Source organism: Streptomyces sp. NPDC005706 (assembly GCF_040631045.1).
Classification (GTDB): domain Bacteria; phylum Actinomycetota; class Actinomycetes; order Streptomycetales; family Streptomycetaceae; genus Streptomyces.
The window spans coordinates 179,037-193,958 of the sequence record NZ_JBEXYS010000005.1; the positions used below are offsets into that span (position 1 = coordinate 179,037).

A 14,922-nucleotide genomic window follows, 5' to 3' on the forward strand; every position below is an offset into this window, starting at 1 on the left:
TCGCGACCGCGGCAGGGCCCTCTACCCTCGGCCGCATGACCCCTCAGCCCAATCCCGAAGCCGGTGCCGCAGTGAAGGCCGCGGACCGCGCGCACGTCTTCCACTCCTGGTCCGCGCAGGACCTCATCGACCCGCTCGCCGTGGCCGGCGCCGAGGGGTCGTACTTCTGGGACTACGACGGCAAGCGGTACCTGGACTTCACCAGCGGGCTCGTCTACACCAACATCGGCTACCAGCACCCCAAGGTCGTCGCCGCGATACAGGAGCAGGCGGCGCGGATGACGACGTTCGCGCCCGCCTTCGCGATCGAGGCCCGCTCGGAGGCGGCCCGGCTGATCGCCGAGCGGACCCCCGGCGACCTGGACAAGATCTTCTTCACCAACGGCGGCGCGGACGCCGTCGAGCACGCGGTGCGCATGGCCCGGCTGCACACGGGCCGCCCGAAGGTGCTCTCGGCCTACCGCTCGTACCACGGCGGCACCCAGCAGGCGGTGAACATCACCGGCGACCCGCGCCGCTGGCCCTCCGACAGCGGCAGCGCCGGTGTCGTCCACTTCTGGGCGCCGTTCCTGTACCGCTCCCGCTTCTACGCCGAGACCGAGGAGCAGGAGACCGCGCGGGCCCTGGAGCACCTGGAGACGACGATCGCCTTCGAGGGGCCGGGGACGATCGCCGCGATCGTCCTGGAGACCATCCCCGGCACCGCCGGGATCATGCTGCCGCCGCCGGGCTATCTGGCCGGCGTCCGCGAGCTGTGCGACAGGTACGGGATCGTCTTCGTCCTGGACGAGGTCATGGCCGGGTTCGGGCGCACCGGCGAGTGGTTCGCGGCCGACCTGTTCGGTGTGGTGCCGGACCTGATGACCTTCGCCAAGGGCGTGAACTCCGGTTACGTGCCGCTCGGCGGTGTCGCGATCTCCGCGGAGATCGCCGAGACCTTCGCCAAGCGGCCCTACCCGGGCGGCCTCACCTACTCCGGGCACCCGCTGGCCTGTGCCGCCGCCGTCGCCACGATCGGCGTGATGGCGGAGGAGGGCGTCGTCGAGAACGCCAGGCGGCTCGGCGAGAGCGTGGTCGGACCGGCCCTGGCCGAGCTGGCCGCCCGGCACCCGAGCGTGGGCGAGGTCCGCGGCACCGGCATGTTCTGGGCGCTGGACCTGGTGAAGAACCGGGAGACCCGCGAGCCGCTGGTGCCGTACAACGCGGCCGGCGAGGCGAACGCCCCCATGGCCGCCTTCGCGGCCGCCGCCAAGCGGAACGGCCTGTGGCCCTTCGTGAACATGAACCGCACCCATGTGGTGCCGCCGTGCAACGTGACGGAGGCCGAGCTGAAGGAGGGCCTCGCGGCCCTGGACACGGCGCTGAGCACGGCCGACGAGTACACCGAGTAGCCGCTCCGCGGCTGCCGCCGGGGCGATCCGAACGCGTAAGGTGACGTGCTCGTAAAGAATGACGAGTACGTGCGAGTACGTCACCCGTACGCGTGAAGAGAGGCCCCGACGATGCCCGGCAACGGCTCCGTGACGCGCAGCACCCTGCGCCAGCAGATCGCGGACGCGCTGCGCGACGAGGTGCTGGCGGGCCGCCTCACGCCGGGCCGGGCGTTCACCGTCAAGGAGATCGCCGAACAGTACGGCGTCTCGGCGACGCCGGTCCGCGAGGCACTGGTCGACCTGTCCGCGCAGGGCATCCTGGAGGCCGACCAGCACCGGGGCTTCAGGGTCCCCGAGTACTCCCTCACCGACTACCGCAGCATGCTCGAGGCCCGCGGCCTGGTCACCGACGGGATGTTCCAGGCGCTCACCCACGACCACCCGGCCTTCGCCGACATGGACAGCCCGCGGACGGTGGCGGCCCTCGCCGCCGTGCGCCGGCGCGGCGAGGAGGCGCAGCGGGCCGCCGCGGCCGGCGACCTCGGCGTGCTGATCGGCTACGACCTGCGCTTCTGGCGCGAGCTGAGCGGGCTGTTCGGCAACCCCTACCTCGCCGACTTCCTGCACCGGCTGCGCGTGCAGTCCTGGGTGTGCGCGGTGCAGCACCTGCGCCGGCTGCCTGACATCCGCGGCCGGCTGTGGGCCGGGCACACCGAACTCGTCGACGCGCTGGCCCGCCGCGAGGCCGGCGCCGCCCAGGAGATCGTCGCCGCCGCCAACGCCCACTCGCTGGCCCTGCTGGAACGGCTGCCGCCGGAATGAGGCGGACGTGGAGACTCCACGGTGTGCTCTGGGTATGGGACCGGCACGACAGGGGCTGTGCCCGCCCCGTACCGACTACCCTTCCCTGACCACCCGCTGCCGTGCGCGGGACGCGCACCTGCCGATGCGAGGAGCTCTCTTTGGCCTGTGATCTGTGGCTGGTACCGCTCGTGGACGTGTTGTGCCACACCCCGGACAACCCGTTCGCCGAGGAACTCGCGCACTACAACGACGCGCTGGCCGCGGCCGGGCTCCCGCCGGTGCCGGTGTACCAGTACATGCCGGGCCTGTCCGGCGAGGTCGCCCCGGTGGCCGGCTTCGACTACGACGCGCTGCACTTCCTGCGCCGGGCATACCTGCTCCAGGTCTGCGGCCTTCCGGTGACGCCGGTGGACGAACTCGGCGGCGACTACGAGCAGTTGCTGGAAATGTTCGAGGCGACGGCCCAGCAGTCCCACCTGGTCTGGCACTACGACCACGCGGGCGCGTACGTCCCCGTCGACTTCCCGCAGCCGCTGTCCAACGACGAACTCCTCGCCGGCGGCGGCCCGCTGGGCTCCTCGCAGAGTCTGCTGCGCGAGCTGGAGCACGTCGCCCCGTCGATCGGCATCGACCCGGCCAACCCCCCGGCGGCGCCGGAGCCCCCCGCCGCCCCCACGGAGCTGGAGGAGCCGGCCGTCCCCGCGCCGTACGACCCCAGCCCCTTCGCCCGCGAACGGCACGTGTGGCTCGGCCTGCACGCGGCGGCGACCCGGTCCCTGGCCCAGGGCTCGATGATCGTGTTCAGCTGAGCCGAAGCACACGGAGACCGGGCCCAGGCACACGAAGAGGGAGGGAGCACGAGGCTCCCTCCCTCCACCCGGATCTCCGCGTCCCTCCGGTCAGAAGGTCCCGGCGTTCAGCGCCTGCTGGAGGTGCCGGGTGGTGTCCGGACCCCAGTCGCCGTCGACACCGGAGCCGACCTTCTTCTGCAGGGCCTTGATGGTGTTCGGGCCGACCGCTCCGTCCGCCGTCACCCGCAGGTAGCTCTGCAGCGCCTTCTTGGTCTGCGGTCCGAAGGCACCGTCCACGGACAGCTTCGCCCCGTGCTGGTTGAGCGCGCGCTGCATCGCGGCGCACGTCGCGGGCCCGAACCGGCCGTCGACCACGAGCTTCCCGGAGGACGGCGGCCGCGGGGCGGGCGGCTGCGGCCTGGTGCCGCCCTTCAGGGCGGACGCCATCATCGCCGCCGAGGCCGGCCCGTACTCGCCGTCGGACTCCAGGCCGTACTTCGTCTGGAAGGCGCGCACCGCCTTGTCGGTGGCCGGCCCGAAGTCGCCGTCGGCGTCCAGTCCCGCGCCCATGACGGTGTTGAGGTTCTGCTGGAGCGTCTTCACCGCGGGCCCCGTGGAGCCCTTGCGCAGGATGCCGTCCGAAGCCGGCAGCGGGTCGGCGTCTCCGTAGCTGGGACGGCCGTAGCCCACGATCGTGGCGGCGTTGCGCAGCCGCCGCATGCACTGGTCGCTGGTGTTGCCCTCGATGGTGGTGAGGGTGCCGTCGGAGTGCACCGCCTCGACGACACCGACGTGGTCGATCGCGCCGATCGACCGGGTGCCGCTCCAGTCGAAGAAGACGATGTCACCGGCGGTGATGCCGCCGATGCCGTAGTGCCAGCGGCCGACCGACTGGAACCAGCTCGCGTGGGCGACCGTGTACGCGAACTTCTTGCCGCCGCCGACCGCGCTCAGGTTGTCCGAGTGGGCGGCGGCGTAGCTGACGGTCATGTCGCACCAGGCGTCGTTGAAGCCGTACCACTCGGTGACCAAGTTGTGGTTCGAGCCGGGCGGGTACTCCCCCGTGCCCAGCAGTGCGCGCATCTGCGCGAGCATTCCCGCTACGGACCCCATGTCACACCGTCCCGTTCTCGGGAAGGGCGTCGATGTCGCCCTTGACGACGACGTTCGGGTCCTGGCTCACGCCGGACTGGTCGGGGTCGACGTCGAACAGGCCCGCGCCCCCGCGCGGTTCGACGGGCGGGTGGTCCTCGGTCTCAGGCATGCGGTTCCCCCATGTGTACGGGGACGGGCACGATCCGCCGTGCCTCGTCCTGTCCACGAGTCTGCTGTGCCGGTACGCGGATGTCGTTGGCGCTGCGCGCACAGTCTCTTGGCACGCAGCGCCCACAGGCCCCGGCACACCCGCGCGGAAGCACGTGGGCGTGGTCCCGTAGGCGGCCCGGAACGCCCGGCTGAAGTCGGCCGCCTGGGCGAAACCCCAGCGCGCGCCGATGACATGGACGGGCAGACGGCTCAGCCCGGGCTCGCGCAGGTCGCGCCGGCACCGCTCCAGCCGCTGCGCCTTGATCCAGGACGCGACGGTGAGGCCCTGCCGCTGGAACAGCCGGTGCAGGTAGCGGGTGGAGATGTGGTGCGCGGCGGCGACCCGGTCCGGGGTGAGCCCGCCGTCCGGCAGGTGCCGCACGATGTACGCCTGGATGCGCGGCAGCAGCGCCGCGTCCGCGGGTTCCTCCTCGTCGAGCAGCAGCGCGACCAGGTCGGACACCACGGCGCCGAGCCGCTGCTCGTCACCGGGGCGGTGCGGCGCCCTCTCGCCCGCCAGCCCGGCGAGGAGCCCGGCCACCAGCACGGCCAGATCGGGCCGTGCGCCCAGTTCCCGGGTCCGCGGCCGGCCGTGGGGCCGCGGCCGGCGCCCCAGGTGGGCGCTGACCACGCTGCTGGAATCCCCGGCCAGCCGCAGCCGGTACGGCAGGGCCGAGTCGAGCAGCACGCTCCCGCCCGGTCCGGCCCGCAGGGTCCGCCCCTCCTGCTCCAGCACCAGGTCCCCGTGCCGCACCAGCAGGAGATGCCGGCCGGGCTCGCGCCCGTCCCCCCGCACCACCGCGGCGCCCCCGCACACGGACGCCACCCGTACGTCGCCCAGGTCCCGTACGACGCCTCGGGGCGGCCGCCCCGGACCTTCGTACAGCCCGCCCAGTGCCCGAGGCCATGCCTCCATGTCCCTGTCCCCCTTGGTCAGTTGAATACGCAAGGAGCAGAGGTACCAGCGGGGTCCGCGGGGCCGTCGGCGGCGTACCGGAGGGCCGCGGGAATGGGTTCAAGATCACTGGAAGCGGGACCGCCCGCCGGCCGCACCCCGGAGGGTGCCGCCGGCGGGCGGTCGCAGCGGTTCCACGGGCGGTGCCGCCCGCGGCCGCTACAGGAACGAGTTGATCTCGATCGTCTCGGTCCGGCCCGGGCCCACGCCGATCGCGGAGATCGGGGCGCCGGACATCTCCTCCAGCGCCTTGACGTAGTTCTGGGCGTTCTTCGGCAGGTCGGAGAAGGACTTCGCCTTGGTGATGTCCTCGGACCAGCCGGGCAGGTTCTCGTAGACCGGCTTCGCGTGGTGGAAGTCGGTCTGCGAGTAGGGCAGTTCCTCGACGCGCTTGCCGTCGATCTCGTAGGCCACGCAGACCGGGATCTGCTCCCAGCCGGTGAGGACGTCGAGCTTGGTCAGGAAGAAGTCGGTCAGGCCGTTGACCCGGGTCGCGTAGCGGGCGATGACCGCGTCGAACCAGCCGCAGCGGCGGTCGCGGCCGGTGGTCACGCCCCGCTCGCCGCCGATGCGGCGCAGCGCCTCGCCGTCCTCGTCGAAGAGCTCCGTCGGGAACGGGCCCGCGCCGACGCGGGTCGTGTAGGCCTTGAGGATGCCGATCACACGGCTGATCTTCGTCGGGCCGACGCCGGCACCCGTGCAGGCACCGCCCGCGGTCGGGTTCGAGGAGGTGACGAACGGATACGTGCCGTGGTCGATGTCCAGCAGCGTGCCCTGGCCGCCCTCGAAGAGGACCACCTTGTCGTCCTCCAGCGCCTGGTTGAGGACCAGGACGGTGTCGGCGACGTACGGCTTGATCTGCTCGGCGTAGCCCAGCAGCTCCTCGACCACCTGGCCCGCGGCGATCGCGCGGCGGTTGTAGAGCTTGGTGAGGATCTGGTTCTTGGCGTCGAGGGCCGCCTCGACCTTCTGGGTCAGGATCGACTCGTCGTACAGGTCCTGGACCCGGATGCCGACGCGGTTGATCTTGTCGGAGTAGGTCGGACCGATGCCGCGGCCGGTGGTACCGATCTTGCGCTTGCCGAGGAAGCGTTCCGTCACCTTGTCGACGGTCACGTTGTACGGCGTGATGACGTGCGCGTTACCGCTGATCAGGAGCTTGGACGTGTCGACGCCACGCTCGTTCAGACCGCTCAGCTCGGAGAGCAGGACCGAGGGGTCGACAACGACACCGTTACCGATGACCGGCGTACAGCCGGGCGAGAGGATTCCGGAAGGGAGGAGGTGGAGTGCATACTTCTGGTCACCCACGACGACCGTGTGGCCGGCGTTGTTGCCGCCCTGGTATCGCACTACATAGTCCACCGAGCCACCGAGCAGGTCGGTCGCCTTCCCCTTGCCTTCGTCACCCCACTGAGCACCGAGCAGCACAAGTGCGGGCACGCGCGTACACCCCTTCCGGGCGGGGCATGTCCATGGTCGGGGGCGTGGGCGTAAGGTGCATCGCCGCATACCACCGCGACCGCCTTTGGTCGCACGACCGTCGGACCGGATGCCCCGGAATAGACGAAGCCCCTGGCGCAATAGCGCAAGGGGCTCTTGCACAAAGATGCTACCCGAGGAAGCGAGGCAGGACCGAGGTGGCGACCTTCGCGACGTCCGATCAGCTGCTGGTGATCATCGATCCGGCGGCACGGCAGGGGGACGGGGAGTCCGTACGGATCGCGAAAGACGTGCTCAGCGCGGGTGCGACCACGAAAGTGTGTCTGCCGGAGGGTCCGGAGGAATTCGCCCGGGCACTCGGCCGACGGGGTTCCCGGCGGCCGGTCGTGATCGGTGACGACCGGGCACTGGTGCGCGCGGTGACCGTGCTGCACCGGCACCGGGAGCTGACCGGGTGCGCGCTGGCGGTGGTGCCGGTCGGGGAGGCGGCGCTGGCGGAGTCCCTGGGCGTGCCGGCCGGCCCGGTGGCGGCGGCGCGGGCCGTGCTGGAGGGGGCCGAGCGGCGGCTGGACCTGCTGGTCGACGACAGCGACGGGGTGGTGCTGGGCACGCTGGGCATCCCGCCGTCGCGGGCGGCCGCCGTACGGCCGGTGAGCGTCCCCGAGGGCCACCCCTGGCTGCGTACGCGGTACCGCTCGCTGGTCCGCACGCTGGCCCCGCGTCCCACCCGGCTCGACGCGGTGCCGGCGCCCGGTCCCGCCCGGCTGCGGGTGGAGGTCGACGGGGAGACGGTCGTGGACCTGGACCAGCCCGTGGAGGCGGTGTCGGTGACGCCGGGCGACGGCGGGACGGCCGCGGTCGAGGTGCGCCCGCTGCCGGGTCCCGGCGCGGAGCCGTCGCCGCTGCTGGCCGCGGGGCGCACCGTGACCGTCGTGGGGGCGGACTTCCGCTACCGGGCGGACGCGGTGGTGTCGGGTCCGGTGCGCAGGCGGACGTGGACGGTACGGGAGGGGGCCTGGGGGCTGACCCTGCCGGTACCCGGGTAGTCCGCGCCCCGGCGCGTCACGGGGAGCCGAACAGCTCCTCCCGCCGGGCGCGCCAGCGGACCATCATCGCGGCGACCTCGGTGTCGACGAACTCGAAGAAGGCCAGCGTCTCGGCCAGCCGGAGCCCGGCCGGGGTGCTTGCGCCGAGGCTGTCGACGCCCTCCCGCAGGGCGTGCTCCCAGCGCTTGATGACGGCCTCCCGGCTGGTCAGGGCTTCGTACCACTGGTCGCCGTGCACCCGGTACCGCTCCCGGCGCGAGCCGGGTTCGCGTTCCCGGGAGACCATGTGCACCTGCGCCAGGTAGCGCACCGCGCCGGAGACGGCCGCGGGGCTGATGCGCAACCGCTCCCCGAGTTCGGCCGAGGTCAGGGTGCCGGAGTCGGAGGCGAGCAGCGCGGCGAAGACCCGGGCAGGCATCCGGGGCACGCCCGCCTCGACGAGCTGGGCCGCGAAGTGCTCCACGAACCGGGAGACCGTCTCCGGGTCGCGTTCCGGCGCCGGGGAGGTCTGCCGGTCCGCCGCCCCGGGCCGTTCGGCCCTGTCCGCCCGCTCCGTCATTCCCGGATCATCTCCCCTGATCAGCACCGCCGTCGCACACCCTCACGACACCCAACCGCAGTTTATACGGTTCCTTAACTTCACAAGTTTGTGAAAAAAGCGTACGTTGCGAAACATGACGAAGGCAATCACGGTCTCCGGACTCCACAAGTCCTTCGGCCGTACGCACGCGCTGGACGGCCTCGACCTGGACGTCGAGACCGGCGAGGTCCACGGCTTCCTCGGACCGAACGGCTCGGGGAAGTCCACCACCGTCCGCGTCCTGCTCGGACTGCTGCGCGCCGACGCGGGCGCCGCGCGGGTGCTGGGCCGCGACCCGTGGGCGGACGCGGTGGAGGTGCACCGCCGTATCGCCTACGTACCCGGTGACGTGACCCTGTGGCGCAACCTGTCCGGAGGCGAGGTCATCGACCTCTACGGCCGGCTGCGCGGGGGCCTGGACCCGCGCCGGCGCGCGGAGCTGACCGAGCGGTTCGAGCTGGACCCGACGAAGAAGGGCCGCACCTACTCCAAGGGCAACCGGCAGAAGGTCGCCCTGGTCGCGGCGTTCGCCTCGGACGTGGACCTGCTGATCCTGGACGAGCCGACCTCCGGCCTGGACCCGCTGATGGAGGGTGTCTTCCAGCGGTGCGTGGAGGAGGAGCGGGACCGGGGCCGGACCGTCCTGCTCTCCTCGCACATCCTCAGCGAGGTGGAGGAGCTGTGCGACCGGGTGAGCATCATCCGGGGCGGCCGCACCGTGGAGAGCGGTTCGCTGGCCGACCTGCGCCATCTCACCCGCACCAGCGTCAGCGCCGAACTCGCCGGGCCGCCGAACGGGCTGGCGGACCTGCCCGGCGTCCACGACCTCGACATCCAGGGCCGGCGGGTGCGGCTCCAGGTCGACACCGACCGGCTGGACGGGGTGCTGCGGCAGCTCGGCGAGTCGGGCGTACGGTCACTGACCTCGACGCCGCCCACGCTGGAGGAACTGTTCCTGCGGCACTACCAGGACGGTCACGACGGTCCGGCCGAGCCGGCCGTGCGGAACGAGGTGGCGCGATGACCACGCTCGCGGTGCGGACCTCCGCCCGGTCCCGCCAACTGACGGGCACAGGCACCCTGTTGCGCTTCGCGCTGCGCCGGGACCGGATGACGACCCCGGTCTGGGTCGCGGTGAACGCCCTCATGGTCCTCTCCATGCCGGGCACCCTGCGGAGCCTGTACGGCACCTCCGCCGAACGCACTCGGCTGGTAAGCCAGTTGGAGACCAACGCCTCGTTCCGGGCGCTGATCGGCCCGGTGTTCGACACCTCGGTCGGCGCGCTGACCGCCTGGCGGGTGGGCGTGTACGCCGCCGCGCTCGGGGCCGCGATGAGCCTGCTGATCGTCGTACGGCACACCCGGGACGAGGAGGAGAGCGGCCGGCAGGAGCTGGTGGCGTCCGGGGCGGTGGGCCGCCGGGCGCCCCTCACGGCGGCGCTGCTGGCGGCGGCCGTCGCCGACGCGGCCCTGGCGCTGCTGTTCACGGCCGGTCTGGCCGGGCAGGGCGCCGGTGGTGCCCTGGCCTTCGGTCTCGGTCTCGCGGGCGTCGGCATGGTCTTCGCCACGGCGGCGGCGATCGTCGCCCAGCTCACCGAGAGCGCCCGCCTGGCCCGGGGCCTGACGGCGGCCGTCCTCGGGGCCGCGTTCGCGCTGCGCGCGGCGGGCGACTCGGCGAGGGACGACGGTTCCTCGCCGCTGACCTGGCTCTCGCCGCTGGGCTGGCTGGAGAACCTGCGGTCCTTCGCGGACGAACGCTGGTGGGTGCTAGCGCTGTTCGCGGCGGCGGTGGCCGCGCAGGCGGCGGTGGCGTACGCGCTCGCCGGGCGCCGGGGCATCGGCATGAGCTTTCTGCCCACCCGGCCGGGACCGGCCGCCGGCCGCCTCGGCACGGCGGGCGCGCTGGCCCGGCGGCTGCAACGGGGCGCCGTGCTCGGCTGGTCGGCCGGCTTCTTCCTCGCCGGGGTCGTCTACGGCGGTCTCACCGACGGCGCGGCCGACCTGGTCCGAGACAACGAGGCCGCGCGACGGATCTTCGAGCGGATGGGCGGCCGCAGCGGCCTCACCGACGCGTTCCTGGCGTCGATGACCGGCATGCTCGGCCTGATCGCGGCCCTGTACGTGGTGGCGTCGGTGCTGCGCCTGAACGGTGAGGAGACCTCGGGCCGGGCGGAACCGGTGCTGGCGTGCGCGGTGGGACGGCTGCGCTGGGCCGCGGGCCATCTGACGATCGCCTTCGGCGGCTCGGCCCTGATCATGACCCTGGCGGGCCTTGGCTTCGCCGTCGGCTACGGCAAGGAGGTCCTGCCGGTGCTGGGCGCCTGCCTGGTGCAGCTCCCGGCGGTGTGGGTGATCGGCGGGGTCGCGGTGCTGCTGTACGGCGCGGCCCCCCTACTCGCGCCGGCCGCCTGGGGGGTCGCGGTGGCGGTCCTGCTGATCGGCTGGGTGGGCCCGGCCCTGGACGCCCCGAGGATCGTCCTCGACCTCTCCCCCTTCGGCCACCTGCCGAAGCTGCCGGGCGGGGGCATGGAGTGGGGGCCGGTCCTCACCCTCACGGGTCTGGCGGTGGCGCTGGTCGCGGCGGGCCTGGCAGCCCTGCGGCGGCGGGACCTGGCGGGCTGAGCGGCTCAGTCGAGGTACTGCTTGAGTTCCTCGGTGTCGAGTTCGATGCCGACGGGTGCGGGCAGAGCAACCCTGCCGCCGAACTTCACCACGTGGATGTCCCGGTAGCCGTCCTCCGGATCGGGGTCACTGTGCACGACGATCGACTCATTGTCACGGTCGATGAGCAAATAAACGGGAATGCCCACTTCAGCGTAGGCGCAGGGTTTCTCCACCCGGTCACGGCTGTGCGTGTCCGAGTCGTACGACGTGATCTCGACCGTCATGAGCACACCTCGGGGTTCTGCCCAGTCGCCCTGCCCGACGAAGTGATCGACAGGGGCGAGCACTCCATCCGGACGGGCCCGGCCCTTACGGTAGGACTCCACCTTCAACCCCTGTAAAGGGTTGAGGTCGAGCTCGGGCCGAGCACGCATACATTGCCGGATCAGCCACATCGTGATGGCGCCGTGGTTGCCGTTCGTCACTTTCCTGAGCCCGATCCGTCCGTCGATGAACTCGAACCTGACGGTGTCGTCCTCCCGTTCGGCGAACTCGGAGATCCGCTCGAACATGTCAACCGACAACTGAGATGACGCGCGCTCTGCCATAACCGTCATGGTGCCTCCCTTCGCAGGTGGGCACCAGCTTGACGGGCGGTGGGTGGCCACCGGCCGGGATCACTCGATGATCATCCGAACGTGTGATCACTCCACCTCCACGCCCAGCCCCTCCAGCCCCCGGATCACGAAGTTCGGCTTGCGGCGCGGCTCTTGGGCCAGGGTGAGGGTGGGGGCCCGTTCCAGCAGGGCCGTCATCGAGGCGGCCAGCTCGATGCGGGCCAGGGGGGCGCCGATGCAGTAGTGGATGCCCGCGCTGAAGGAGATGTGCGGGTTGTCCCGGCGGGTGATGTCGAGGCGGGCGGGGTCGGTGAAGACGGCCGGGTCGTGGTTGGCCGAGCCGAAGAGCATGGCGATCTCCGAGCCCCTGGGGATCACCGTCCCGGCGATCTCGATGTCGTCCAGCACCCAGCGTTCGAAGAGCTGGAGCGGGGTGTCGTAGCGCATCAGCTCCTCGATCGCGGACGGGACCAGGGAGTGGTCGGCGCGCAGGGCCGCCAGCTGTCCGGGGTTGCGGAACAGGGCCCACCAGCCGTTCACCGTGGCGTTGACCGTGGCCTCGTGGCCGGCGTTGAGCAGCAGCACCGCCGTGGAGATCATCTCCTGCTCGGTCAGCCGGTCGCCCTCGTCGTGCGCCGCGATCAGGCCCGAGATCAGGTCGTCGCCGGGCCGCTCGCGGCGGGCCGCGATCAGCTCCGAGAGGTACGCGGAGAACTCCACGGAGGCCCGGACCGCGCTCGCCGCCGTCTCCTCGGACGGGTTCAGCTCGTACATCCCGCAGATGGCCGCCGACCAGGGCCGCAAGCACGCCCGGTCCGCCTCCGGGACGCCCAGCATCTCGGCGATCACCGCCACCGGCAGCGGTTCCACGACGTCGGTGAGCAGATCGCCGCCGCCCGCCTCGACCAGCCTCGCCACCAGGTCGTTCGCCAGGCCGTGCACATACGGCTTCAGCCGCTCCACCGTGCGCGGGGTGAACGCCTTGGACACCAGGCGCCGGATCCGGGTGTGGTCCGGCGGCTCCAGGTCGAGCATGCCGTGGTCGTTGAGGACGTGGAACGGCTCGTGCTCCGGCGGGGGCGCGGTCCGGCCGAACTCCTCGTGGGTGAAGCGGTGCTGGTAGGTGCGGCCCAGGCGGCGGTCGCGCAGCAGCGCCGAGACGTCCGCGTGGTGCGGGACGAGCCACTGGTCGGTCGGCTCGTACCGGACCACCCGGCCGCGCTCCCGCAGCTCGGCGTAGGCCGGGTACGGGTCGGCGACGAAGGCGGGGTCCCAGGGGTCGAAAGCGAGGTCCGCGGCAGTTGCCATGGAGGGACGCTAGCCCGGCTCAGCCCGGTGTGACCAGCCTCGCCTCGTACGCGAACACCGCCGCCTGGGTGCGGTCCCGCAGGCCCAGCTTCACCAGGATCCGGCTCACATGGGTCTTGATCGTCGACTCGGCCACCACCAGCCGCCCGGCGATCTCCGCGTTCGACAGGCCCTGCGCGATCAGGACCAGTACCTCCGTCTCCCGTTCCGTCAGCTCGCCGTACGCCGCCTGCGCCGACGGCATCAGGCGCGGGGAGTCCGCGAGCCGGGAGAACTCGGTGATCAGCCGCCGGGTCACCGAGGGGGCGAGCAGGGCCTCACCGGAGGCCACCACCCGCACGCCGTCCGCCAGTTGACGGGCCGAGGCGTCCTTCAGCAGGAAGCCGGAGGCCCCCGCGCGCAGCGCCTGGTACACGTACTCGTCCAGGTCGAACGTGGTCAGCACCAGCACCTTCGCCGCGCCGTCGGCGGCGACGATCTCTCGGGTGGCCTCGATGCCGTTCAGCTCGGGCATGCGGATGTCCATCAGCACCACGTCCGGGGCGAGTTCACGCACCCGCTCGACCGCCTCCCGGCCGTTGACGGCCTCGCCGACGACCTCGATGTCCGGCATCGCGTTCAGCAGGACCGAGAAGCCCTCGCGCACCATCATCTGGTCGTCCGCGATCAGTACGCGGATCGTCATGCCTCACCCTCGCTCGCGATGTCCGCCGGCACCGGCAGGAACACCGTCACCTCGTACCCCCCGCCGGCCGCCGGGCCCGCCGTCATCTCGCCGTTCAGCATGGTGACACGCTCCCGCATGCCGGTGATGCCGTGACCGGCGCCCATCGAAGGGTGCGGGCGAAGCCCTCGCTCAGGGGTGGTGGCCGGGTGACCGGCGGGCTTCACCAGGTGCGGAGCGGGCGGCGGGCCGTTGACCACGCGCAGGCCCAGGCCGCCGAGCACGTACCCGATCTCCACCCGGGCACCCGCGCCCGGCGCGTGCCGCAGGGAGTTGCTCAGCGCCTCCTGCACGATCCGGTACGCCGACAGCTCCACGCCCTGCGGCAGTTCGCGCACCGCGCCGGTCACCGCCTTCTGCACGTCGAGGCCGGTCTCCCGCACATTGGCCAGCAGCCGGTCCAGGTCGGCGAGGGTGGGCTGCGGGGCGTCCGGCGCCTCGTAGTCCTCCGCGCGGACCACCCCGAGGACCCGGCGCAGCTCGGTCAGCGCGGCCACCGCGTTCTCCCGGATGGTGGCGAACGCCTTCTCCAGCTCCTCCGGCGGGTTCTCCACCCGATACGGCGCGGCCTCGGCCTGGATGGCGACCACCGACATGTGGTGCGCGACCACGTCGTGCAGCTCGCGGGCGATGGTCGTGCGCTCCTCCAGCAGGGTGCGCCGGGAGCGCTCCGCCTCGGTCACCGTCTGCTGCGCGGTCACCTCGCGCTGGGCCTGCCGGCGGATGTGCCGGACGGTGACGGCCAGCAGGATCAACGCCGACAGGAGCAGCATCGGGGCCACGTCCGTGTCGTAGCGGTTCCAGCCGAGCAGGGTGTCGGTCACGAAGCCGTAGACCGCGGTGAGGACCCACATCCAGGCCGCCGTGCGCGGGCGGGTGCGTATCGCCACCACGGTGAGCACCGTCAGGTGCGAGACGAAGCTGCCCGGCCCCCACGGCCAGTCCATGCCGGTCGCCCCGCCGACGACGGAGACGACCGTGGTCGCGGCGAGCGAGAACCAGAACGCGCCCACCGGACGCACCAGGGTCAGCAGCACCGGGCCCAGCGCCAGCAGCGCGCACAGCAGCGACGGCAGTCCGGAGCCGCTCGTGCTCGCCAGCGCGACCAGCGCCGCCAGCCCGCCGAGGGCGATGACGACGGCGTGCGGTGTCCAGCCCGTGTACCGCGTCGTACGGCCGGAGCGGCCGACGGCCCGGGTCCGGGGCAGCGGGCGGTAGGCGAAGGCGTCGTCGAACAGGTCCTGCCGCAGTCCGCGCAGGGCGTCCGCGGCGAGCCGCCACTCGGGGCTGCGCGGCCGCCCGGCTCCGCCCGCCGGGGTCGTCTGCGTGTGCGTCGTCTCGGTCACGTGGGCAACGGTAGGCCGACCCGGCG

The 14,922-nt window shown here is 72.3% G+C and carries 14 protein-coding genes; 6 read left to right on the forward strand and 8 right to left on the reverse strand.

All coding sequences use genetic code 11. The annotated features are described in order from the left end of the window. Window positions 1-35: 35 nt before the first annotated feature. The 3 genes from ABZ478_RS12085 (at window position 36) to ABZ478_RS12095 (ending at window position 2,986) form a co-directional block, all read left to right on the forward strand. A complete protein-coding gene (locus tag ABZ478_RS12085; protein ID WP_359547854.1) occupies window positions 36-1,391 on the forward strand; it encodes an aspartate aminotransferase family protein in 1,356 nt (451 codons plus the stop codon). Window positions 1,392-1,502: 111 nt separating this feature from the next. Then, on the forward strand, window positions 1,503-2,195 hold the full coding sequence (locus ABZ478_RS12090) for a GntR family transcriptional regulator (RefSeq protein ID WP_359547856.1): 693 nt from the start codon (window positions 1,503-1,505) through the stop codon (window positions 2,193-2,195). A gap of 140 nt (window positions 2,196-2,335) precedes the next feature. Then, window positions 2,336-2,986: a hypothetical protein gene (locus ABZ478_RS12095; RefSeq protein ID WP_359547858.1), complete on the forward strand. Its 651-nt coding sequence runs from the start codon at window positions 2,336-2,338 to the stop codon at window positions 2,984-2,986. Window positions 2,987-3,076: 90 nt separating this feature from the next. Here ABZ478_RS12095 and ABZ478_RS12100 read toward each other — a convergent pair whose 3' ends face one another. From ABZ478_RS12100 to ABZ478_RS12110, 3 genes are all read right to left on the reverse strand, one after another. Then, complete coding sequence (locus tag ABZ478_RS12100) at window positions 3,077-4,051, reverse strand: peptidoglycan-binding protein (RefSeq protein ID WP_359547861.1); 975 nt, start codon at window positions 4,049-4,051, stop codon at window positions 3,077-3,079. A 31-nt stretch (window positions 4,052-4,082) separates the two neighbouring features. Next, window positions 4,083-5,189: a helix-turn-helix domain-containing protein gene (locus ABZ478_RS12105; RefSeq protein ID WP_359547863.1), complete on the reverse strand. Its 1,107-nt coding sequence runs from the start codon at window positions 5,187-5,189 to the stop codon at window positions 4,083-4,085. A gap of 198 nt (window positions 5,190-5,387) precedes the next feature. Then, a complete protein-coding gene (locus tag ABZ478_RS12110) occupies window positions 5,388-6,671 on the reverse strand; it encodes an adenylosuccinate synthase (RefSeq protein ID WP_359547865.1) in 1,284 nt (427 codons plus the stop codon). Window positions 6,672-6,868: 197 nt separating this feature from the next. On the opposite strand from ABZ478_RS12110, the gene ABZ478_RS12115 reads away from it, so the two are divergent. Beyond that, window positions 6,869-7,717, forward strand: a complete 849-nt coding sequence (locus tag ABZ478_RS12115) for a diacylglycerol kinase family protein (protein WP_359547868.1) — start codon at window positions 6,869-6,871, stop codon at window positions 7,715-7,717. A gap of 16 nt (window positions 7,718-7,733) precedes the next feature. Here the strand turns inward: ABZ478_RS12115 and ABZ478_RS12120 are convergent, their stop codons facing one another. Continuing rightward, window positions 7,734-8,276, reverse strand: a complete 543-nt coding sequence (locus ABZ478_RS12120) for a MarR family transcriptional regulator (RefSeq protein WP_359547870.1) — start codon at window positions 8,274-8,276, stop codon at window positions 7,734-7,736. A 115-nt stretch (window positions 8,277-8,391) separates the two neighbouring features. Between ABZ478_RS12120 and ABZ478_RS12125 the strand changes: the two genes are divergently transcribed. Further along, the gene (locus ABZ478_RS12125) at window positions 8,392-9,321 is read left to right on the forward strand and encodes an ABC transporter ATP-binding protein (RefSeq protein WP_359547873.1); all 930 of its coding nucleotides are present in this window, start codon (window positions 8,392-8,394) and stop codon (window positions 9,319-9,321) included. Continuing rightward, window positions 9,318-10,919: an ABC transporter permease gene (locus ABZ478_RS12130; RefSeq protein ID WP_359547875.1), complete on the forward strand. Its 1,602-nt coding sequence runs from the start codon at window positions 9,318-9,320 to the stop codon at window positions 10,917-10,919. The genes ABZ478_RS12125 and ABZ478_RS12130 overlap by 4 nt, the downstream gene beginning before the upstream one ends. 5 nt (window positions 10,920-10,924) lie before the next feature. Here ABZ478_RS12130 and ABZ478_RS12135 read toward each other — a convergent pair whose 3' ends face one another. The 4 genes from ABZ478_RS12135 to ABZ478_RS12150 form a co-directional block, all read right to left on the reverse strand. Further along, on the reverse strand, window positions 10,925-11,518 hold the full coding sequence (locus tag ABZ478_RS12135; protein ID WP_359547878.1) for a Uma2 family endonuclease: 594 nt from the start codon (window positions 11,516-11,518) through the stop codon (window positions 10,925-10,927). Window positions 11,519-11,605: 87 nt separating this feature from the next. Continuing rightward, entirely contained in the window at window positions 11,606-12,826 is a 1,221-nt protein-coding gene (locus ABZ478_RS12140) for a cytochrome P450 (protein WP_359547881.1), read from the reverse strand. 19 nt (window positions 12,827-12,845) lie between these two features. Further along, window positions 12,846-13,511 carry a response regulator transcription factor gene (locus ABZ478_RS12145; protein ID WP_358933046.1) on the reverse strand — a complete coding sequence of 222 codons (666 nt, stop codon included), beginning with the start codon at window positions 13,509-13,511 and terminating at the stop codon, window positions 12,846-12,848. Continuing rightward, window positions 13,508-14,896, reverse strand: coding sequence for a histidine kinase (locus ABZ478_RS12150; protein WP_359547883.1), 1,389 nt, complete (start codon window positions 14,894-14,896; stop codon window positions 13,508-13,510). Before ABZ478_RS12150 ends, ABZ478_RS12145 begins: the two co-directional genes overlap by 4 nt. Between the last annotated feature and the right edge of the window lie 26 nt (window positions 14,897-14,922).